Below are 19,318 nucleotides of genomic sequence, written 5' to 3'. Positions count from 1 at the left end.
CGTAAATCATTGATTTTTGCGGAAAATGTGCTATATTCGGCACATTATAAGCCGATCCTGGCCATGCGTACCATGTGGCCCCGGTGGGTTCCCGCAAAACATCGAACAGGGGCGTGGCAGTTCCGCGCGCAGGCTGTGTCACAGAAAACGCGTAAAAAGAGTGCTTCCAAGACCACTAAAAAAGCCGCTCCGGCCAGCCGCAGCGCAACCAAAGGCCGTGCCAAGGCGACCGTAAAGGTGGCCGGGAAGGCTGCGGCCACAAAGTCCTCAAAGAACAAAAGAAGCGCAATGCCAGAAAAGACTGCCAAGACTGCCGCGAAAGCGACGGCTTCCAAGACCACTGCGTCGAAAGTTGCTCCGAAGGCTCCTGTGAAGGCTCCCGCTCCGAAGGCCCCTGTCAAGGCTGCGCCCCCGAAAGCCGCTGTCGTTGCGCCGAAGGCCCCCGCCAAGCCGGTTGCGGCCGCGCCGCGCGTCGAGGAGCCCAAGAAGGTCGTGACCCAGCGTCAGGGCTTCAAGGCCAATGAATTCGTGGTCTATCCGGCCCATGGCGTCGGCCAGATCCTGGCGATCGAGGAGCAGGAAATCGCGGGCGCCAAGCTCGAACTGTTCGTGATCAACTTCATGAAGGACAAGATGACGCTCCGCGTGCCGACCGCCAAGGTCGCCAATGTCGGCATGCGCAAACTGTCCGAGCCGGCGCTGGTCAAGAAGGCGCTTGAAACCCTGAAGGGCCGCGCGCGCGTCAAGCGCACCATGTGGTCGCGCCGGGCGCAGGAATACGAAGCGAAGATCAATTCGGGCGATATCGTCGCGATCGCCGAAGTGGTCCGTGACCTCTATCGTTCGGAATCGCAGCCCGAGCAGTCCTACTCCGAACGCCAGCTCTATGAAGCGGCGCTCGATCGGCTGTCGCGCGAAATCGCGGTCGTGCAGCATTCGACCGAGACCGAAGCGGTCAAGGAAATCGAAGGCCAGCTCGCCAAGAGCCCGCGCCGGGGCGCCAAGACAGAGACGGCCGAGGGCGGCGAAGCCGATGAGGCCGATGTCGAGGCCGATGGCGACGACGCCGCCGTGGCGGACGAAGCCGCCTGAAAGGGTTCGACGGATTGAGATAAAAGCCCGGCCGAAGTGCCGGGCTTTTTGTTGCAGTCATCAATGCCGCGGGCAGTGTGTACTCACAGCAGGAACGGACGACAGGGTTCCGTGAAGGATCGCCGGTTCCCGCCTGTTCAGGGCGTGCCGAACAACGGCCGCAGCAAGAGCGTGATTCCCGTCACCAGCGTGCAGAAGCTGCTCGACAGGACGAAAAGCAGAAAGTTTTCCATGCCGCCCTCCCAGCGCTGCAAGTGCGTTTCCCGAAGAAATGACGCTTGAGCGGGCAATCCGTTCCGGTCATCCGCATGTGAGAATCTGGTTGCCGCAACGGTTCGTCGGCGATGTCGTGACGGAACCCAATCGCGCGTCGCGCTGCCGGCCACGGGTTATTCTATTCATCGCTGGAGATAGCGGCGCGCGCAGCTTCTGTTCGTCGCGACGCATGCGTGCGGGCATGATTCGTCAGCGGCGCTGTTCAAGCGGCCACGTCATCGCGGCGATCTGAGGGCGTTCGCATGGAGGCCGGCCCGATTTCGGACCTCATGAAACCGGATTTGCAGGCGACTGTCCGATTCACATCAAGATCAACCGTAAGGGGGATTCGATGAAAGGACAGATTCCGGCGTTCGTGTTCGCCGTTTGCATTGCGTCGCTGGTGCCCACCGTGGTGCCGACGGCGCAAGCCAAGGCGCCGATCAGGGAATGCAGTGCTTCACCGGGAAAGACGCAAGGGCATTGGTCCTGGCGCCTAATCGATGGACGTAAATGCTGGTATGCCGGCAGGGCCGTGATCGCAAAGGCGTCGTTGCGCTGGCCTGCAGCGGCGCAGCCGAAGGCGGCTCAAGCGAAGGCGGTCGATGCGAAGACTGTCGACGTCAAGGCTGGCAACCTCACGCCTGCCGACGTCAAGGCTGCGCAAGCCAGGCCAACTGCGACGACCGTCGGCGTCGTCACCGAGAAGCGCGGCAATCCAATGGATGCGCAGGCGCGGATGCTCGACGACGACAGTTTTGAATCGCGCTGGCGCGCGCGCGTGAGCACCGAGTAGGCGAAGCATTGTTTCCTTCGCCCTTGCGGGTGAAGGAAAGAAGCGTGCGGATCCACGATAAGCGATGCGCCGGACGTTGATCTGTTCGGACTGTCGGCGGCCGTCAACGCCCATACGCCGCAAACCAAAGCGCGGCATCGACGACGGCCCGTACACGCGACAGCGAATTCAGTACCGACGTCGCTCGCCGGTGTTGCGCAGGCATCTGGCAAGAGCGTTTCCCAGCGAACGGGAAACCGGTTCGCGTCGAGAAAACGCGTCAAAACGAGAATCCGGAGCTCCGTTCCCGACTAAATCGGAACGGAGAAGGCTCCGGCAATTCGCGCTTACAATTTGGCCAGCTTGGCCAGGTCGATGGCCTGCGCGTAGCCGAGCTTGGCCGCGGCAGGGGCGGACCCATCCACCGTTATCAGGTACTTGTTGACGACGATCATGTTGATGTCGCCGTTCTTGTCCTGGATAGCCCGCTCCTTGCCGATCAGCACGATCTTGCCTGCCATCCCGGCGATCATCGGATTGGCGATGATCGCCGCGTACTGATTGATCAGGGCGGAATCGCCGGTAATTTTCAGGTTGACCTGCTCATCCTTCGCGTTGGTATAGGTTCGGCTTGCCGATGATCCCCCAAGCCCGTACCCGCCCCCGGCCGCCGTTTCGACGTCGTCGGCCTTCCACCCGGACAATGCCGCCGGCATCAGGGCGGCGAACCTCTCGGCATTCTTCTGAGCGACGAGTTGCGAGGCGAGGTCAAGCGACTGCTTGGCGTTGCCAAAGTCGCCAGACTGGTAGGATTTGCGGGCCTGATCGATAGCATCGCTGATTTCATCGGCGAACGCGGCCGAAGCCGATGCCATCACCGCGATGGCGGCAATAACGCGAATGTACAAAGAAAACTCCCGGTCCGAAAATCGTTTCGGTGAAACTTGGCTTGGCCGAGAACAATCAAGACAACGTGTTCTTTTTGGGACAGCGCCCAAGCCCGGTTTCAGGGCATGTGATCAGCGCCCGGTCTGTTCAGCCGCCGCCTCAATCCACCACGATCTTCACGCGGTCCCGCGGCTTGACCTGGGCGTGCTGGTCGAGGCCGTTGAGAATGCGGAAGCGTTCGGCGGGACGATCGACGCCGGTCATGCGGTGGGAGAGCGATTCCACGGTGTCGCCGGGCTGCACCGTGATGACCTTGATGCGCAGCGGGCGCGCGGCCTGGATTTCTTCCAGCGTGAGGCGGCGAAACGAGTTCACCGTCTCGCGCGCGTTGCGCTCGCTTTCGGTGTTGCGCTGCTTGGCGGCGAAGATGAAGCGGTAGACGTCGCTGCCATAGCGCAGCGCGTAGACCTTGAACTGCCACTGGTCGCCGGTGGCGTTCGCAGCTGCCACCGGGAAGCCGTTGATCATGAGGTCTTCGGTCGACCCCTTGTCGACGCCTTCCATCCATCCCGAGTTGAGATAATCGGCCAGTGACTGTTCGCCCGGCACGCGCACCACGTCGAAGCGCATTGCCTGGGTGCCGCCATCACGTACGCCGATCACCGCTTGCGCGGTGTTATCCAGCGTGAATGTCTCGGGAGCCAGGAAGGTGAAGCCGAGTTTTGGGTGCAGGAAGCGACGGCCGCGAACGAAGCCTTCGCTGGGGTCCTCGCCGTAGACGATGTTTTCGATCGCGGCGAGATAGGTCTCTCGGTCGCGCTCGGCGCCCTGCGGCGAGCCGTATTGCCGCGCGCTGGCCTGCGCATTCTGCACCCGCTCCGGCGTCGCCGGATGCGAGGAAAGAAAGTCCTGCGCGCGGGGATCGAGCGAGGTCTTGCCGGCCTTCATCGCGGCATTTCGTTCCATCGAGGCGAGGAAGCGCGCCGCGCCATACGGGTCGAAACGGGCGCGGGCGGCGATGCCGACGCCGATGCCGTCGGCCTCGAACTCCTGCGCGCGCGAGAAGCTCGCCATCGTCAGTTTGGTTTTCGCCAGCGCCAGCGCCGTCAGATCGGGGTCGTTGCTCATGTCGGTGACGACGCGGGTCACGACTGCCGCCTGCCGCGCCTGGTCTTCCCGGATCGAGGCGTGCTTTGCGATGACATGCGCCATCTCGTGGCTCAGCACCGAAGACAATTCGGAAGTGTCGCTGGCGAGCGCGATCAGGCCGCGCGTCACGTAGAGCTGGCCGGTCGGCAGCGCGAAGGCGTTGACGGCGCCGGAGTTGAGGATGGTCACCCGGTAGGCCTGTTCGGGCCGATCCGAGGCCGCGACCAGCCGGTCGACCGTCTTGCCGATCAGGATGGCAAGTTTCGGATCTTCATAGGCGCCACCATAGGAGGCGAGGATGCGCTCGTGTTCGCGCTCGCTGGCAGGCGTCTGCGCGACGGCGCGGCTCGGCTTCGGCGTCGGTACGGCAGGAGCGGCGGTCTCGAGCTTTCCCAGATTTCCACAGGCAGAAAGCGCCAGCGCGGCGCATAGCAGCGCCGACGCTGCCAGAAGGCGGCAGCCGATGTTTCCTTCGCGCGGTTTTGCACGATGCGTCAAATCAGCCTCTGGATCCACGATCCGGTTCGAACCGTCGATCTCATCCCTTTGTTGCGTTTGACCCACATGAAAACCGGTGCCCAGTCTCCGAATCAAGCGCTATGTCCCGCCCAGCACCTCAACCTGCCCCACCCGAAGCAATTCGATCCGCGGTCCTCCCCGCGACGAGACGATCCCGCGGACACGAATTCGTTTATTTTCGAGCGACTTAGGCCCAAGGCTGGCGTTCTCAAACGCCGGCGTGATGCGCCTTGGAATAGTCGCCGCAAAGTCTCGTGTCCAGTTTCGCCCGAAGTTCAGGTAGGTGGTTGCCCCCGCCTGCCGAACCGAAAGAACCTTTCCTTCGACGACCGCAAAGTGCCCGATCGCGGCCAGAATATCGCCCGAACTTTCCGCGTTTTTTATGGCCGAGGGCCGCGCCCAAATGCCCAATTTGGCGTCGCGCGCCGCGCGCTCGGCTTCGGCCAAGGTGGCAGCGCAATTTTTGTCTGCGATATCAATGGAGGCCAACGCCGCGCCACGGCGCAGCAGTTCACTTTGCACCGAGTGTTGCGATCCGGCCACGAACACAAAGGCGCTCTGGCGGCCATAGCGATCCGGCGCGTCGTCATCGCCATGCAGCATCACCTCGCGGCCATCAGCGATGGCGGCGAGGGCCGTCCTGCCGCTGGCCCTGTCGGCCTCGCTACGCTCGATGCCGGCGAGGCGGATTTCCCGACCGTCTTCGAGGCGAAGGCTGCGCCCGTCGACGATCGCGGCAACGCGCCCTTCGCCCTGCCGCTCCAGCGTGCATTCGGCCGCATCTGCGCGTTCGGCGATTATCAGCAGTGCAAGTGCCGCGACGCATGCCGCGAGCGCCGCACTTCGTTGCCATCCCACGTGCTTCATGCCGCTGCACTCCGCGCCGCTTGTCCTGTATGATCGATCATCGACGGCGCTGCTACCTGGAATTGCCGCACGGGGAGATAGGGGGGAGATCATGGAAGTCAACGGCATCGCGCATGTTTTCCTCACTGCTTCCAACTATCAGCGGTCCCGCGAATTTTATCGTGAATTGCTGCCGTTCCTCGGGCTGAAGCCCGTGATCGACACCGAGACGACTTACTATTGCGTTGGCGGCCGGACCGCGGTCGGCATCAGCGCGCCGTCTGCCGAGCACGAAGGCGCCGTGTTCGAACAGAAGCGCGTCGGCCTGCATCATCTCTGCTTCCGCGCCCGCGAGCGCGCCGACGTCGACGAACTGTATCGTTTTCTTCAGACGCTCGGCGCAAACATCATCCGCGCGCCGCGCGAGGACCAGTGGGCACCGGGCTATTATTCGATCCTGTTCGAGGACCCTGATGGCATCAGGCTCGAGCTCAACCACGTGCCGGGGAAGGGGCTGTTGGGATAGTTCTACCCCATCCTGCGCGAGCGATGCCGATCATTCCGTTCAACGGAAAACACTATCGAATCCGGCTTCTCCCGCGCCTTGCCGCTGCCGACCCCATGCGGCATGATCGCGCCGAAAATTCAAAGCCGCAGGCAATGCGGCGCGCACAGGGAGGCCTACTTGAAGAGAACAACAACAGCCGTCGTCGCCGCGGTACTCGCGATGTCGGCGACCGCCGCATCGGCGCAAAGCAAGCCGCCGCTGAAGCTCGGCGGCATTCTCGACATGTCCGGGCTTTATGCAGATATCACCGGCGTGGGCTCGGAGACCGCCGCGAAGATGGCGGTGGAGGACTTTGGCGGCGAGGTGCTGGGACGCAAGGTCGAGATCGTCGCGGCCGATCATCTCAACAAGGCCGACCTTGCCGCCAGCATCGCGCGCGACATGCTCGACAACCAGGGTGTCGAGATGCTGTACGACGTGGCGGCGTCCGCCACCGCGCTGGCCGCGGGCGAGATCGCGAAGGCGCGCAACAAGATCGTGATGTATTCCGGCCCGGCCTCGATTCGCCTGAGCAACGAGGCCTGCGGTCCCTACACCGTGCATTACGCCTACGACACGTTCGGACAGGCCAACGTCACCGGGCTTGCCACCGTCAAGTCCGGTTTCGAGTCCTGGTTCTTCCTCACCGCCGATTATGCGTTCGGCCAGGACCTGGAAAAGGACACCACCAATGTGGTGGTGAAGGCCGGCGGCAAGGTGCTTGGCAGCGTCAAGCATCCGCTCAACACGTCGGATTTCTCCTCGTTCCTGTTGCAGGCGCAAAGCTCGAAGGCCAAGGTCATCGGTCTTGCCAATGCCGGTGGCGACACCATCAACGCGATCAAGCAGGCCGCCGAATTCGGGCTGATGCGAAGCGGCGGCCAGAAACTGTCACCGTTGCTGGCCTTCACGACCGACATCGACAGCGTCGGGCTGGAGACCGCGCAGGGCCTGTTGTTGGCCGAGGCCTTCTATTGGGACCTCAACGACGATACGCGCGCGTTCTCCAAGCGTTTCGCGGAGCGCGTCAAGCGGCCGCCGACCGCAGCCCAAGCCGGCGTCTATTCCTCCGTCGGCCATTATCTGAAAGCGGTGAAAGCCGCGGGCACCACGGATGCGGCGGCGGTCATGAAGGTCATGAAGGAGACGCCGGTCAACGACATGTTCGCCAAGAACGGCAAGATCCGCGAAGACGGCCGCATGGTGCACGACATGTATCTGTTCGAGGTCAAGAAGCCGTCTGAATCGAAGGCGCGCTGGGATTACTACAAGCTGCTGGCCACGATCCCCGGCAGCGAGGCGTTCCAGCCGCTGGAAGCCTCGCGCTGTCCGCTGGTGAAGAAATAGAGGCTTCGTAGTTCGGAGAGTGGGTTAGCCGACGTGTCCGCCGTAGCTCGCAGGGCGAAGGCGGAAGGCGTAACCCACCGCCGGACTATCCGAGCCGCCAGATTAGGGTGGGTTACGCTACGCTAACCCACCCTCAGGCACCGGTCGAAATTTACGACAACCAACAACAACAACTGAAAGCACCACCCATGAGCGCAAATGAAATGGTCATCCAGAATCTCGACTCCGGCCTGCTCACCATCACCATGAACCGCCCCGACCGGCGCAACGCGCTGAATCCGGACATGACGCGCGGGCTGGTGGAGGCGGCGCGGCGTGCGGTGGAGGACCACGAGGTGCGCGCGGTGCTGATCAAGGGCGCCGGCGGCACGTTCTGCGTCGGCGGCGACGTCAAGTCGATGGCCGAGGGCCGGGCGCCGTTGCCGTTCGAGGCCAAGATGGCCAATCTGCGCCGCGGCATGGAGGTATCGCGCCTGCTGCACCAGATGCCGAAGCCGGTGGTGGCGCAGCTCGACGGTGCTGCGGCCGGTGCCGGCCTCTCGATCGCGCTGTCCTGCGATTTGCGCGTCGCCAGTGCCTCCTGCAAGATCACGACGGCGTTCGCCAAAGTCGGACTGTCGGGCGATTACGGCGGCACCTACTTCCTCACCCAGATGCTCGGCAGCGCGAAAGCGCGCGAGCTCTATCTGACCTCGCCGGTACTGAGCGCGACCGAAGCCTACAATCTCGGCATGGTGACCAAGGTGGTGCCGGACGCCGACATCGAGGCCGAGGCGCGCGATCTCGCGATGACGCTGGCGCAGGGACCTTCGGTGACGCTGGGCTACATCAAGCGCAACATCAACAACGCGGAAACGATGACGCTGGAAGCCTGCTTCGACGCGGAAGCCATCCATCATTCGCGCTCGGGCGAAACTGCCGACCACAAGGAAGCGGCCAAGGCCTTCGTCGAGAAGCGCAAGCCGGTGTTCGGGGGCCACTGAGATGGCTGGCTATCTCAGGCTGCGGCAGATCTGCCTGGTGGCGCCGAATCTCGCACCTGCGATTTCGGACATATCCGAAATCATGGGCCTCACCGTTTGTTACCGCGACGGTAACGTCGCGAAATACGGCCTTGAGAACGCGCTGCTGCCGGTCGATACGATTTTGCTGGAAGTGGTGGCGCCGTTCCAGCCGGGGACCGCGGCCGGACGTTTTATCGACAAGACCGGCGGCCGTGGCGGCTACATGGCGATCTTCTGCTGCGACGATCCCGACGCGCGCGGCAAGCACGCCAACGATATCGGCGTGCGCACCGCCAACGTGATCACGCACGCGCCCTATCACGGCGTGCAACTGCACCCGCGCGATTGCCGTGCCGCGTTCATCGAATTCAACCACACGACCGGCAGCGACGACGTGCTGGGGCCCTATCCGCCGGCAGGGCCGGACTGGCAGAAGGCGATCCGCAAAGACGTGACGCTGGCGTTGACGGAAGTCGAGATGGAAAGCCCGGACCCGCAGGGCCTCGCCGGGCATTGGGGGAAAATCCTGGGCGTTGCGGTCAGTGGTGACACGGAACTGAAATTGCCCAACGCCATCTTCCGCTTCGTCAAGGGCGCGAGCGACCTGATGAGCGGGCTGACGTTCAAGGTGGCCGATATCGCCAGGGTGCGCGATGCGGCGAAGGCCAAGGGCTGCAAGGTATCAGGCGACAGTTTTGATCTCTGCGGCGTGACATTCAAGCTGGTGGCGTGATGACCGTCATTCCGGGGCGCGCGAAGCGCAAGCCCGGAATCCAACGAGCCGCACGCTCGCTGAAAGATGGATTCCGGGCCTGCGCCTTGCGGCGCATCCCGGAATGACGAGCGCGAGCTTACCGTCCCTTGAAATTCGCGACGCGGCGCTCGGCGGTCGCCTTGACGCCTTCCTTGAAATCCTCCGTCGCGCGCAGCTTGTTCTGTTCGACCAGTTCGTGGTTGGTCGCGGCGAGCACGCGGTCGGCAAGGCCGGCGCGCATGGTGGCGCGGGTCGAGATCAGGCCGAGCGGCGAGCACTCGGCGATTTCGGCGGCGAGCTTCATCGCTTCGGCCCGCACCTGGTCCTGCGGCACGCAGAGGTTGGCAAGGCCCATGCGCGTGGCTTCCTCGCCGGTGACGCGGCGGCTGGTGTAGAAGATCAGTTCCGCATTGTTCTTGCCGACCAGTTCGGGAAGCGTCGCGGTCAGGCCGAAGCCGGGATGGAAGCCGAGCTTTGTGAAGTTGGCGGCGAAGCGCGCTTCCGGGCAGGTGATGCGGAAGTCCGCCGAAACCGCCAGGCCCAGTCCGCCGCCGATGGCAGCGCCGTGAACGGCCGCGACGACCGGCTTCTTGTTGCGGAAGATGCGTACGGCCTGAACGTAGAGATGGTTGATCGGCAGGTTCGCCGCCGGGTCTTTCTGCGATTCCTCTTCCTGTTCCTTCCGCTTCGGGTCGGAAAAATCGGCGCCGGCGCAGAACGCCTTGCCCTGGGCAGCCAGCACCGAGGCGCGGATCTCGACGTCGTTGTCGAACTCTTCCAGCGCGTCCGCGATCTGGTTGATCAGCGCGACGTCGAAAAAATTCAGCGGGGGCTTGCGGATTTCGATCAGGCCGACATGGCCGTGCTTCTCGACGCCGATATCAGTGTATTTGGTCATTGGGTTTCCTCGTTGAATTAGCGCAGACCGAGCCCGCGGGCGATGATGCCGCGCAGCACCTCGGTGGTGCCGCCCTGGATCGTCAGCTTGGGCGCCGTCTTGATGGCGAAGTCGAGCTGCTTTTCCAGCGTCTCGCGGTTGGTGGCGGTTTCCTCGACAAAGGCGGCGAGATCGCGGACGCGATGCGGCAATTGCTGCTCCCACACCGTGCCGATGTCCTTGACGATCGAGGCCTCCACCACCGGCTCCTTGCCGGCCTGCAGCATGCCGGCCACCGACACCGACATGCGCCGCATGGTGTGCACCTGCGCCACCAGCCGGCCGATGCCTTCGGCGCTGCGGGTATCCGGGTTGTTTCCCACCGCGCGGACCAGTTCGGTCAGCACGTAATAGGTTTCGAGAAAGCGTTCGGGGCCGCTTCGCTCATAGGCGAGTTCGGAGGTCGCCTGCTTCCACGCGCCGTCGATCTCGCCGAGCACGTGATCGTCGGGCACGAAGAAATCGGTGAACACCACCTCGTTGAATTCTTTTTGTCCGGTGATCTGGCTGATCGGGTTCACCTGGATGCCCGGCTGCTTCATCTTGACCAGGAACTGCGTCAGGCCGTGGCGACGGTTTTCCTTGGTCGACGGTGAGGTCCGGAAGATCGCGATCATGTAGTCGGCGATATGGGCCGAGGAGGTCCAGATCTTGGTGCCGTTGATCAGATAGCCGCCGTCGGTCTTGGTCGCGCGGGTTTTTGCGGCGAAGAGGTCGGAGCCGGAATTCGGCTCGCTCATGCCGATCGCGAAACACACCTCGCCGCGGCAGATGCGCGGCAGGATGTCCATCTTGATGTGCTCGGGCGCATATTTCAAAAGCACCGGGCCGCTCTGGCGGTCGGCGACGAAGAAGCGCCGCGTCGGCGCGTTCGCCACGCGCATTTCCTCGGTCACCACATACCGCTCAAGGAACGAGCGCTCGTGGCCGCCATATTGCTTCGGCCAGGTCATGCCGAGCCAACCCTTCGCGCCGACCTTGCGGGAGAATTCCGGCACGTCGGTGTCTTCGCGGTTCGGCTTGTGCGGGTCGAAAGTGCCGGCGGCGATTTCCTCGGCGAGGAAGGCGCGCACTTCCTTGCGCAATTGCTCGCATTTTTCCGGCAGGCGGATCGGATCGAAACGAAGGGCTGCGGTCATGGATGTGGTCTCGACTTGATCAGTGTTGAGGTCAGCGCGAGGCGACGAGCGGCCATAGTTCATCGGCGCCGCGGTCGCAGACCAGCTTGCCGAGTTCGACCGCCCAGTAGCTTTCGGATCCGAAATCGTCGCGCCAGGCCAGCGCCCGCAGCGAATAGCGGTGCAGGATGTGCTCGCTGGTGAAGCCGATCGCGCCATGCACCTGATGGGCGATGCCGCCGCCTTTCTCCGCCGCCTCCGCGCAGCGGATCTTGGCTGCCGCGGCTTCGAGAAACACCTCGTCGTTGAATTCTTTCGTGTTTGCCACGGCGTCCGCGGCCGAGGTGGCCGCCGCCAGGGCGGCCGCCGATTCGCCGGCGAGCCGTGCCAGGTTGTGCTGCACTGCCTGGAACTTCGAAATCTTCTTCTCGAAGGCGACGCGTTCGTTGGAATAGCGCACGGAGATTTCCAACAGCGATTCCAGCGCGCCGGCAATCTGCAAGCTGCGCGCCACGCCGCCCATCAGCATCAGCCGGGTCTGGTCAAAACCTTTCGGCGCCGGCTTGAGTTCAGCGGGCTGCACCTTGTCCAGCGTCACCGTGTCCGAATCGTCGCCGCCGAGGCCGAGTCCGGCCTCGATCCGGCACTTTGCGGCATCGACCAGCGCGATCGAGACGCTGCCTTTGGCGTCGCTTGCAAGCACGGCGAAATGTTTCGCCGCCTTGGCGAACGGCACGCTACGCGCCTTGCCGGAGAGGCTGCCGTCGGCATTGAGCGTGATCTTGTCCTTCGGGCTCGCAGGCACCACCGTCATCTCGCCGTCGGGCGAGGCGATTTTGCCCTGCGACAGCAGCCAGCCGGCCAGCATGGTTTCGGCCAGCGGCACCGCGATCGCGAAGCGGCCGGCCGCGCTCAGCACGCTGAAACCTTCGGCGAGCGAGGCGCCCGATCCGCCGCAATCTTCGCTGACCCAGGACAGCGGCAGGCCGGCTTCGGTCAGCGCCTGCCAGAGCGGCGCTTTCCACTCACCCTTCGTGTCGCGATTGATGGTTTGCGCGTCGGCGAGATCGGCGAAGATTTTCTCCGCGGTCTCGGCAACGATGTTGTCACTCTCCGCCACAGCGTTCCCCGAAATTGTTTGGCACCGCCCGGCCTCGCGCATTCGGCAAGGCGTCGGGTGCGGTCTTTTCTTGCGCTTTATGATCGGCAAAAGCCATAGCCCTGACAAGCGCTGTCTGCAGGGCGGCATGAGGCGGCGGCATGAAGGAGGCTTGCCAAGAATAAATTCCGCATAGTGGAACGGTCGCGGATTTGCGCGTACTTTACGGCGCGGTATGGTAAGGCCACGACCGACAGGCGGTTCGAAAACCAGCCGAATACATATAGAGGGAAATGCGGATGTCGAAGGATGGTTTGTGCGCGATAGTCACCGGTTCTGCCTCGGGCCTCGGGGCTGCGACCGCTGCGATCCTGGCCAAGGGCGGCGCGCGCATCGTCGTCAATTATTCCAACAGCAAGGCGGAAGCCGAGGCCACCGCCGACCTCTGCCGCAGCGCCGGCGCCGAAGTCGTCGTGGTGCAGGGCGACGTCTCGCGCGATGAGGACTGCAAGAAGATCGCGGCTGCTGCAGCAGGCTGGGGCCGGCTCGACGTGCTGGTCAACAATGCCGGCACCACCAAGCATGTGCCGCATCACGACCTCGACGGGCTGTCGGCGGAGGATTTCCAGCGCATCTACGCGGTCAACACCATCGGCCCGTTCCAGATGATCCGCGCGGCGCGTGCGCAGCTCGAGGCTGGCGCAAAGGCTTCCGGCAAACCGTCGGCGGTGGTCAACGTCTCATCGGTGGCCGGTATTTCCGGCGGCGGCTCCTCGGTCGCCTACGCCGCGAGCAAGGGCGCGCTCAACACCATGACGCAGTCGCTGGCGCGCGCGCTGGCGCCCCTGATCCGCGTCAATACGGTGTGCCCCGGCTATATCGATACGCCCTGGTTCACCAAGGGCCGCGGTGAGGCCGGCGCGAAAGCGGTGCGCGACAGCGTGGTGGCAAAGGTGCCGCTGAAGATCGCCTCGACGGCCGACGACATCGCGCAGCTGGTGTGTTTTCTGGCTTCGCCGGCATCGAGCAACATGACCGGCGAGTTCGTCCGCATGGATGCGGGCATGCATCTGGTGCTGTGACGCCGTAGGGCGGGCAAACCGACTTGTCCGCCGTAGCTCGAAGAGCGAAGGCGGAAGCGTGCCCACCATTTCACCGCGCATTCGGCATGAGATGGTGGGCACGTCGCTTCGCGCCTTTGCCCACCCTACGAATTTTACCTGTTACCCGGATCCGAGATCACGCGACTGGCCACCAGCCGGTTCCAGATGAACAGCACCACCAGCGCGCCGATGGTGGCGGTGATGAAGCCGGCGCCCTGGTCGGGGCTGTAATGACCGATCGCCTGACCGATCCACGTCGCCAGAAACGCGCCGGCGATGCCGAGCACGGTGGTCAGGATGAAACCGGCCGGATTGTTCGGTCCAGGCGAGAGCATGCGCGCGATGATGCCGGCGACGAAGCCGACCACGATGATCCAGAGAATACCGCTCATGTTAGATCCCCATTGCAATGTGTCGATGTCCGCGCGGCGCAATCGGCGCCACGTGCCCGCCCCGTCAGACCCATTTCGACATTTCGTTCTCGTCCGGCAACCGTCCGTCCGGCGTCAAATGATTGACGACGTCGGGCAGGTACTGGCTGAGGCCCTGCAGCAATTCATCGCGCGACAGGCCGCTTTGTGAGGTGAGCGCCTCGATCTGATCGGCGCCGAGCGCACTGGCGAGATCGCCGGGCGCGACCTGCTTGTTGGGACCGTTGCTGACCCAGGAGTCGGCCTGGTCGCCAAGGCCTTTCTGCTGGAATTGATTGAGGAGGTCGCCAAGGCCGCCGCTCAAGATGCTGCCTGCAGCGCCGCCGGCCAGCAGTCCGCCGAGGCCGCCCTTGAGCATGTCGCTCAGGCCGCCACCGCCGCCCAAGCCGGCGTTCAGATTGCCTGGCAATCTTGGAGGTGCCTGGGTCGGCGCGGCGCCCGGCTGGTTGCCGGTAAAATGCTTGATGCCCTTCCAGGCCAGCAGGGCCAGAATTGCCATGGTCAACGGCGACATTCCGCCGCTGCCGGATTGTTCGCCGGGGCGGCTCGGGCCACGCGGTCCGTTCTGCATGCCGTTGAGTACGTCGAGTAGGCCCATAATCGTCTCCTCCGCGCAGCCCCCGCGCGAAAAGATAGCGGTGCTCCATGACGGTTACAAGGAGCGCGCGGCCGATGCCCGGTGATAGGCGCGGTCCACGCGCTCTGCTAGTTGAAGGAAGGTGCGAGGCAGCAGGTGCCAAATGGTTGCGGGACCAACGATCGGTATTGCAGGGGCGGGCAGCATCGGCTGCTTCGTCGGCGGCATGCTGGCGGCCGGCGGACGCCCCGTTGCGCTGTTGGCGCGTTCGCGCGTGATCGCCGAGATCGAAGCGCATGGCCTGCGGCCGACGAGTTTTGAAGGGTTTGATCAGGTAATCGCGCGCGGTCGCTTTGCCCTATCGGAAAATCCTTCCGTGTTCGCGGATGCCGGCATCGTGCTGGTCACGGTCAAGAGCGCGGATACCGCTGCAATGGCCGACCTCATTGCCCGGCACGCGCCGGCGGCCGCCGTCATCGTCAGCCTGCAGAACGGCGTCGGCAATGCCGCTGTCCTCCGCGATCGCTTGCCGGGGCGACGCGTGCTCGGCGGCATGGTGCCGTTCAACGTGATGGCGCTCGGCGCGGGGCGTTTTCATCGCGCGACCTCCGGCGACATCGTGATCGAACGGGACGATGCGGATACCGCCGAAAGACTGTCGGTGCCGGGGCTGACGGTGCGGCCGACCGGCAACATCGAGGGCGTGCAATGGGGCAAGCTGCTGCTCAATCTCAACAACGCGCTCAATGCGTTGTCCGGCCAGCCGCTGCGCCGGCAGCTCGGTTCGCGGCCATGGCGACAGTTGTTCGCCGATCAACTCGCGGAAGCCCTGGCGGCCATGCGCGCCGAGGGCATCGACCCGGTGTCGTCGACGCCGATTCCGCCGTCATGGATGCCGACGCTGCTGCGCCTGCCCGATTTCATCTTCGAGCCGCTGCTGGGCCGCACCATGAAGATCGATCCCGAGGCGCGCTCGTCGATGTGGGAAGATCTCAAGCACGGCCGCCGTACCGAGATCGATTATCTGCAGGGCGTCATCACCGAGATCGCCGGGCGGCGCGGGCTGCAAGCGCCGCTGTCGCGCCGGATCGTGGCGCTGATCCGTCAGGCGGAGCGCGACGCCAAGGGTTCGCCCGGGCTGACGCCGGCGCAGGTTCGCGCGCTGAGTTGATTGGCGCTGTGCGTGGGGCCCGGCCTAGAGTGACGCCGGACAGGACAGGCGTTCGAGGGAGAAGCGAATGAAACGGACAACTCTGGCATTGCTGGCGGCCGTGCTCGCCGGCTCGGCTTCGCCGACGCCGGCCTGCGCGGTGCCGCCGACGGCAACGCCGTCGCCGGGTTATGACGCCCGGCTGCAGGAGCAGCGGGCCGCGGCGCGCGCCGCCGATGCGCCGACCGCAAAACCACGCCGTGTCAGGAAACCGCGGACGCGCTGAGGCCTTGGCGTCGTCCCTGCGTTTGGCAGGGGCGACCGCGACACCTAGCTCTTTTTCTGCTTGGCCTGCGCTTGTTGTTGCTGCTGCTGCGGGTTGAACAACCGCTTCAGCTCGTTGACCTTCTCGGAAAGCCGCGGCCATTCGCAAGAGAACTGGTCCCTGGCGCATTGAATCGCCCTGAGGCGCGCCGCCTGCTTGACCGGGCTTGCCACCGGGACCGGCACCTTTTCGATTTCGACGGGAGGCGGGGGCGGTTCGCTGCGCAGCGAGACCTGCTGCCATTCCTGGGCGGGCGGCGGCTCCGGCTGATGCTGCTTGGCGGCCAGCGCGGCGGCAGCGTGATTGCGCCGCTCGCGTTCGAGATAGGCGGTATACTGCTCGTCGATCTTCTTCTGCTCTTCCGGCGTCGGGTTAGGCCCGGCGATGTCGAAGGTGCGGTCCTGCATGAAATCGTAATAGGTGTAACCGCCGCCGGGCTTGCGTCGGCCGGCGTATTTCGCGTTGCACTCGGCCAGCGCGGCCGTCTTTTCTTCCTTGGTCTTCGCCTTCTCCGCCACATCGGCGCAGGACTCGAAATCAACGGGCGTACTGCGCCACCACTGCGCATCGCAGCGCACCGGAGCCAGAACGATCAGGCTTCCGACGGTGGCGATGGCAAACGAAGAAGCACGTGAGGCGATCACGGAAGACACTCTCCAGTCCAACTACTCCGGATCACGATGCGATTTGATCAAATCGAACCATGATCCAATCTCTTTGTTCGAGCATGATCTTCTCGGAAAACCGGTTTCCGCTTTTCCGGATCTTGCTCTTGGGAACCTTGATTGAGTCGATTGTCATCATTTTGGCAGCGCTGTCACCCCGAAATTGCACGAATTTCCCGCTGTCTTCGTTACCTTACCCTGACCATGTGACCGATGGAACACAGCGTCATGTCGTTGAAATTTATCGAATAAATTCAACGGTAAGATTCGCCGCGCACGGCATCTTACAGTGATTCTTGACCTGCCAACGCAGCGCAGGCGGATAAGCGCGCCGCATTGTGGCAAGATTCAGTCAGAAGGCGCGTGCGCGTGCCAAGGTACGCGAGGCCGTTTCGCCGAATCTGGCGCGATAGAGTCGCGCGAATTCGCCCATGTGATGGAAGCCGTTCGCGCGCGCGCACGACGATACGGTGATGGTGTCCGATCCTTTGACGAGTTGGGCGCGCGCCGACCAGAGCTGCTTGAGACGCAGATAGCGATGCAGGCTCATGCCCCGAACGGCCGCCACCGCGGTTCCCAGCGTTCTGACCGACACGCCGCATTGTTCGGCCAGTTCGGCGCTGTAGATCGCGGAAGCCGCATGGAAGGCGACATAGTCGTCGATCATGCGAACGACCCGGCAATAGCTCCGGCTGGCAGCCCGGCCCGCCGCCTTCGGCGTCCGGCTGCGGTGGAACATGTCGTCGATGGCGAGCAATAGTCGTTCCTGAAGGGCCAGCGCCGGGCCGGTCTCCTGCAACAGATCGGGTCTGGCGGAAGCTGTCTGCAAGATCTCCGCGGTCACGGACCTGACGGTCGCCAGCGTGCCGGCGTCCGGCAGGAACGGGCAGAGCGCGTCCGGCGTATCGAACCATTCCCGGTCCTGCAGGCCGGCACCCAGCGTGATGATGGCGTGCAGCGAGCTGCGGGGCTCGACGAACTGCAGATCCACATTGCCGCGCATGCCGATGAAGGCCGGGCGTTCGGCGGACATGCCGTTGACGGACACCTCGTAATTGTCCTCGAGCTGGAAGATCACGAGGCCGTGCGCCGCGCGGTAGCTGACGTCGACGATCCGTGGAAACGAGGTCAGCAAGGTGATCTGGCAGAACGGCAGCTGCACCACGGCACGCGCGGTATGGAAATTCGTCAGATCCAGCGGCACGCTGCGCGCATCGGCAGCGAACTCGACCGGCCGGAAAGCATCGATGTCGGAAAACTCGACGATCGAAAGGGCCGGGGAGGGCAAGAGGCTCTGGAACTGCATGGTGCGGTAACCGGCGGGGGCGAATCTTCGACGCCAGCCTCGGACCGACGTGGTTAAGGGCGCATTAACGAGTGTGGCCGGGGTGAAGATTTCAGAGCGACCGCCATTGCACCGAACTTCACCGTCAGAACCCGGCACCCGCTCGCCTCGACCCTTCCAAATCCATTATACCTGCTCAAGCGGAATGCTAATGGTTCTGCGCCGACCGAAGCCATCATGTGGCGGCAAATCGAGCGGTGTGCCGGGCATGCCGCTGCCGCAGGGAGAACCGTCCTAATGAACATCACCACGGCCATGACCAGCGTGCCGAAGCCCGCGCCCGACCTGATCGAGGCATTCCGGGGCCTGCCCACCTCGGTGATCTCTGACAACCTGGCGCGGCTGCCGGGCGCGGTCGGCCTGCGGCCGTTCCATCGCGGCAGCAAGCTGGTGGGGGTCGCCTTCACCGTGCGTACCCGGCCGGGCGACAATCTGGCGATTCATAAAGCGCTCGAATTGGTCGGGCCCGGCGACGTGATCGTGGTCGACGGCGGCGGCGACGAGACGCGGGCGCTGGTCGGCGAGATCATGAAGACCATCGCCGAATATCGCGGCGCCGCCGGCTATGTGATCGACGGCGCCATCCGCGACGTCGCGGCCTTTGCGGAGTCCGACTTTCCCTGCTTTGCCCGCAGCGCGATCCACCGCGGTCCCTACAAGAGCGGTCCCGGCGAAATCAACGTGCCGGTATCGATCGGCGGCTCGGTGATCTCGCCCGGCGACATCGTGGTCGGCGACGAGGACGGCGTGGTGTCGTTTCCCGCTGCGACGGCGGCGAGCCTGCTGGACGCCGTGCGCGCCCAGATCGCGCGCGAGGAGCAGACCATCATCTCGATCCGCGAAGGCCGCTACCAGGGCAGCTACGGCAAGTCCTGACGGATGAGCCTTGATCGACGCGCGAAGGCGCCTGAAGGAGGAACGATGAGTCAGAAGGATGAATTTCACAATCTCGACAACGAGGCCGACGGGCTGTTTCGCGAACTGACGTCCGGGGTCACGACCCGCATCTTCTCCGGCGAGCAGGCGATGCTGTCGGTGGTGACGCTGGCGCCGCATGCGCAGGGCACGCTGCACCACCACCCCGAGGAACAATGGGGCGTGCTGCTCGACGGCTCGGCGATCCGCGTTCAGGGCGGCGAGGAGATCGCGGTCAAGAAGGGCGACTTCTGGCGCACGCCGGGCAACGTGCCGCACACGATGCGGGCTGGACCGGACGGGGCGCGCGTGCTTGACATCTTCAGCCCGCCGCGGCCCGAATACAAAAAGGCCGGGTCCGGCTTTGGCTAAAGCATGATCGGGAAAAGCGGGTATCGGTTGTCCCTCGCGGCAAACGCGGAACGCGTTTGCGCAGGGATCATGCTTTAGTACCAAACGAGCGGGATGACGATTCAG

21 protein-coding genes are annotated in these 19,318 nt (G+C 64.0%); 11 read left to right on the top strand and 10 right to left on the bottom strand.

What is annotated here, in order from left to right; translation table 11 throughout:
* The first annotated feature begins 288 nt into the window (after positions 1–288).
* Entirely contained in the window at positions 289–1,092 is an 804-nt protein-coding gene (locus QUH67_RS33280) for a CarD family transcriptional regulator (protein WP_300944161.1), read from the top strand.
* A gap of 607 nt (positions 1,093–1,699) precedes the next feature.
* On the top strand, positions 1,700–2,143 hold the full coding sequence (locus QUH67_RS33275) for a hypothetical protein (RefSeq protein ID WP_300944160.1): 444 nt from the start codon (positions 1,700–1,702) through the stop codon (positions 2,141–2,143).
* A gap of 326 nt (positions 2,144–2,469) precedes the next feature.
* Here QUH67_RS33275 and QUH67_RS33270 read toward each other — a convergent pair whose 3' ends face one another.
* The 3 genes from QUH67_RS33270 to QUH67_RS33260 all read right to left on the bottom strand — a co-directional run bounded on the left by QUH67_RS33270 (position 2,470) and on the right by QUH67_RS33260 (position 5,545).
* A complete protein-coding gene (locus QUH67_RS33270; RefSeq protein WP_300944159.1) occupies positions 2,470–2,997 on the bottom strand; it encodes a hypothetical protein in 528 nt (175 codons plus the stop codon).
* A 172-nt stretch (positions 2,998–3,169) separates the two neighbouring features.
* The gene (locus QUH67_RS33265; RefSeq protein ID WP_455423966.1) at positions 3,170–4,657 is read right to left on the bottom strand and encodes a M48 family metalloprotease; all 1,488 of its coding nucleotides are present in this window, start codon (positions 4,655–4,657) and stop codon (positions 3,170–3,172) included.
* Between the two features lie 99 nt (positions 4,658–4,756).
* On the bottom strand, positions 4,757–5,545 hold the full coding sequence (locus QUH67_RS33260; protein ID WP_300944157.1) for a thermonuclease family protein: 789 nt from the start codon (positions 5,543–5,545) through the stop codon (positions 4,757–4,759).
* Positions 5,546–5,636: 91 nt separating this feature from the next.
* Here QUH67_RS33260 and QUH67_RS33255 point away from each other — a divergent pair, with 91 nt between their 5' ends.
* From QUH67_RS33255 to QUH67_RS33240, 4 genes are all read left to right on the top strand, one after another.
* Positions 5,637–6,050, top strand: a complete 414-nt coding sequence (locus QUH67_RS33255) for a VOC family protein (RefSeq protein ID WP_300944155.1) — start codon at positions 5,637–5,639, stop codon at positions 6,048–6,050.
* A gap of 201 nt (positions 6,051–6,251) precedes the next feature.
* A complete protein-coding gene (locus QUH67_RS33250) occupies positions 6,252–7,418 on the top strand; it encodes an ABC transporter substrate-binding protein (RefSeq protein ID WP_407080497.1) in 1,167 nt (388 codons plus the stop codon).
* Between the two features lie 188 nt (positions 7,419–7,606).
* Positions 7,607–8,401 (top strand): enoyl-CoA hydratase, encoded by a 795-nt coding sequence (locus tag QUH67_RS33245; RefSeq protein ID WP_300944152.1) that lies wholly within the window; start codon positions 7,607–7,609, stop codon positions 8,399–8,401.
* Position 8,402: 1 nt separating this feature from the next.
* The gene (locus QUH67_RS33240; RefSeq protein WP_300944151.1) at positions 8,403–9,155 is read left to right on the top strand and encodes a VOC family protein; all 753 of its coding nucleotides are present in this window, start codon (positions 8,403–8,405) and stop codon (positions 9,153–9,155) included.
* Positions 9,156–9,273: 118 nt separating this feature from the next.
* Here the strand turns inward: QUH67_RS33240 and QUH67_RS33235 are convergent, their stop codons facing one another.
* Genes QUH67_RS33235 through QUH67_RS33225 form a run of 3 tightly spaced genes read right to left on the bottom strand, consistent with a single transcriptional unit; the run spans position 9,274 to position 12,351 of the window.
* Complete coding sequence (locus tag QUH67_RS33235) at positions 9,274–10,074, bottom strand: enoyl-CoA hydratase/isomerase family protein (protein WP_300944150.1); 801 nt, start codon at positions 10,072–10,074, stop codon at positions 9,274–9,276.
* A gap of 17 nt (positions 10,075–10,091) precedes the next feature.
* Positions 10,092–11,252, bottom strand: a complete 1,161-nt coding sequence (locus QUH67_RS33230) for an acyl-CoA dehydrogenase family protein (RefSeq protein ID WP_300944149.1) — start codon at positions 11,250–11,252, stop codon at positions 10,092–10,094.
* A 31-nt stretch (positions 11,253–11,283) separates the two neighbouring features.
* Positions 11,284–12,351, bottom strand: coding sequence for an acyl-CoA dehydrogenase family protein (locus QUH67_RS33225; protein ID WP_300944147.1), 1,068 nt, complete (start codon positions 12,349–12,351; stop codon positions 11,284–11,286).
* 278 nt (positions 12,352–12,629) lie between these two features.
* On the opposite strand from QUH67_RS33225, the gene QUH67_RS33220 reads away from it, so the two are divergent.
* Positions 12,630–13,412, top strand: a complete 783-nt coding sequence (locus QUH67_RS33220; protein ID WP_300944146.1) for an SDR family NAD(P)-dependent oxidoreductase — start codon at positions 12,630–12,632, stop codon at positions 13,410–13,412.
* 134 nt (positions 13,413–13,546) lie between these two features.
* Here the strand turns inward: QUH67_RS33220 and QUH67_RS33215 are convergent, their stop codons facing one another.
* Both QUH67_RS33215 and QUH67_RS33210 read right to left on the bottom strand, forming a co-directional pair.
* A complete protein-coding gene (locus QUH67_RS33215; RefSeq protein ID WP_300944144.1) occupies positions 13,547–13,825 on the bottom strand; it encodes a GlsB/YeaQ/YmgE family stress response membrane protein in 279 nt (92 codons plus the stop codon).
* Between the two features lie 64 nt (positions 13,826–13,889).
* Positions 13,890–14,462 carry a YidB family protein gene (locus QUH67_RS33210; protein WP_300944143.1) on the bottom strand — a complete coding sequence of 191 codons (573 nt, stop codon included), beginning with the start codon at positions 14,460–14,462 and terminating at the stop codon, positions 13,890–13,892.
* Between the two features lie 142 nt (positions 14,463–14,604).
* Between QUH67_RS33210 and QUH67_RS33205 the strand changes: the two genes are divergently transcribed.
* A complete protein-coding gene (locus tag QUH67_RS33205) occupies positions 14,605–15,612 on the top strand; it encodes a 2-dehydropantoate 2-reductase (RefSeq protein ID WP_300944141.1) in 1,008 nt (335 codons plus the stop codon).
* A 67-nt stretch (positions 15,613–15,679) separates the two neighbouring features.
* The gene (locus tag QUH67_RS33200) at positions 15,680–15,877 is read left to right on the top strand and encodes a hypothetical protein (RefSeq protein ID WP_300944140.1); all 198 of its coding nucleotides are present in this window, start codon (positions 15,680–15,682) and stop codon (positions 15,875–15,877) included.
* Positions 15,878–15,921: 44 nt separating this feature from the next.
* On the opposite strand, the gene QUH67_RS33195 is transcribed toward QUH67_RS33200, so the two are convergent.
* Entirely contained in the window at positions 15,922–16,569 is a 648-nt protein-coding gene (locus QUH67_RS33195) for a hypothetical protein (RefSeq protein ID WP_300944138.1), read from the bottom strand.
* Positions 16,570–16,933: 364 nt separating this feature from the next.
* The gene (locus QUH67_RS33190; RefSeq protein WP_300944136.1) at positions 16,934–17,887 is read right to left on the bottom strand and encodes an AraC family transcriptional regulator; all 954 of its coding nucleotides are present in this window, start codon (positions 17,885–17,887) and stop codon (positions 16,934–16,936) included.
* 276 nt (positions 17,888–18,163) lie between these two features.
* Here QUH67_RS33190 and QUH67_RS33185 point away from each other — a divergent pair, with 276 nt between their 5' ends.
* The gene (locus tag QUH67_RS33185; RefSeq protein WP_300944134.1) at positions 18,164–18,802 is read left to right on the top strand and encodes an RraA family protein; all 639 of its coding nucleotides are present in this window, start codon (positions 18,164–18,166) and stop codon (positions 18,800–18,802) included.
* A gap of 45 nt (positions 18,803–18,847) precedes the next feature.
* Positions 18,848–19,213, top strand: coding sequence for a dimethylsulfonioproprionate lyase family protein (locus QUH67_RS33180; RefSeq protein ID WP_300944132.1), 366 nt, complete (start codon positions 18,848–18,850; stop codon positions 19,211–19,213).
* The last annotated feature ends 105 nt before the right edge of the window (positions 19,214–19,318 follow it).

Source organism: Bradyrhizobium roseum (assembly GCF_030413175.1).
GTDB classification, from domain to species: domain Bacteria; phylum Pseudomonadota; class Alphaproteobacteria; order Rhizobiales; family Xanthobacteraceae; genus Bradyrhizobium; species Bradyrhizobium roseum.
This window is presented reverse-complemented; position numbering and strand designations above follow the sequence as displayed.

What these genes read in the sequence shown, in the direction of transcription:
- QUH67_RS33280 (WP_300944161.1), top strand. Translation starts at nt 289, where the DNA reads ATGCCAGAAAAGACTGCCAAGACTGCCGCGAAAGCGACGGCTTCCAAG.
- QUH67_RS33275 (WP_300944160.1), top strand. Translation starts at nt 1,700, where the DNA reads ATGAAAGGACAGATTCCGGCGTTCGTGTTCGCCGTTTGCATTGCGTCG.
- QUH67_RS33270 (WP_300944159.1), bottom strand. Translation starts at nt 2,997, where the DNA reads ATGGCATCGGCTTCGGCCGCGTTCGCCGATGAAATCAGCGATGCTATC.
- QUH67_RS33260 (WP_300944157.1), bottom strand. Translation starts at nt 5,545, where the DNA reads ATGAAGCACGTGGGATGGCAACGAAGTGCGGCGCTCGCGGCATGCGTC.
- QUH67_RS33255 (WP_300944155.1), top strand. Translation starts at nt 5,637, where the DNA reads ATGGAAGTCAACGGCATCGCGCATGTTTTCCTCACTGCTTCCAACTAT.
- QUH67_RS33250 (WP_407080497.1), top strand. Translation starts at nt 6,252, where the DNA reads ATGTCGGCGACCGCCGCATCGGCGCAAAGCAAGCCGCCGCTGAAGCTC.
- QUH67_RS33245 (WP_300944152.1), top strand. Translation starts at nt 7,607, where the DNA reads ATGAGCGCAAATGAAATGGTCATCCAGAATCTCGACTCCGGCCTGCTC.
- QUH67_RS33240 (WP_300944151.1), top strand. Translation starts at nt 8,403, where the DNA reads ATGGCTGGCTATCTCAGGCTGCGGCAGATCTGCCTGGTGGCGCCGAAT.
- QUH67_RS33235 (WP_300944150.1), bottom strand. Translation starts at nt 10,074, where the DNA reads ATGACCAAATACACTGATATCGGCGTCGAGAAGCACGGCCATGTCGGC.
- QUH67_RS33230 (WP_300944149.1), bottom strand. Translation starts at nt 11,252, where the DNA reads ATGACCGCAGCCCTTCGTTTCGATCCGATCCGCCTGCCGGAAAAATGC.
- QUH67_RS33220 (WP_300944146.1), top strand. Translation starts at nt 12,630, where the DNA reads ATGTCGAAGGATGGTTTGTGCGCGATAGTCACCGGTTCTGCCTCGGGC.
- QUH67_RS33215 (WP_300944144.1), bottom strand. Translation starts at nt 13,825, where the DNA reads ATGAGCGGTATTCTCTGGATCATCGTGGTCGGCTTCGTCGCCGGCATC.
- QUH67_RS33210 (WP_300944143.1), bottom strand. Translation starts at nt 14,462, where the DNA reads ATGGGCCTACTCGACGTACTCAACGGCATGCAGAACGGACCGCGTGGC.
- QUH67_RS33205 (WP_300944141.1), top strand. Translation starts at nt 14,605, where the DNA reads ATGGTTGCGGGACCAACGATCGGTATTGCAGGGGCGGGCAGCATCGGC.
- QUH67_RS33200 (WP_300944140.1), top strand. Translation starts at nt 15,680, where the DNA reads ATGAAACGGACAACTCTGGCATTGCTGGCGGCCGTGCTCGCCGGCTCG.
- QUH67_RS33190 (WP_300944136.1), bottom strand. Translation starts at nt 17,887, where the DNA reads ATGCAGTTCCAGAGCCTCTTGCCCTCCCCGGCCCTTTCGATCGTCGAG.
- QUH67_RS33185 (WP_300944134.1), top strand. Translation starts at nt 18,164, where the DNA reads ATGAACATCACCACGGCCATGACCAGCGTGCCGAAGCCCGCGCCCGAC.
- QUH67_RS33180 (WP_300944132.1), top strand. Translation starts at nt 18,848, where the DNA reads ATGAGTCAGAAGGATGAATTTCACAATCTCGACAACGAGGCCGACGGG.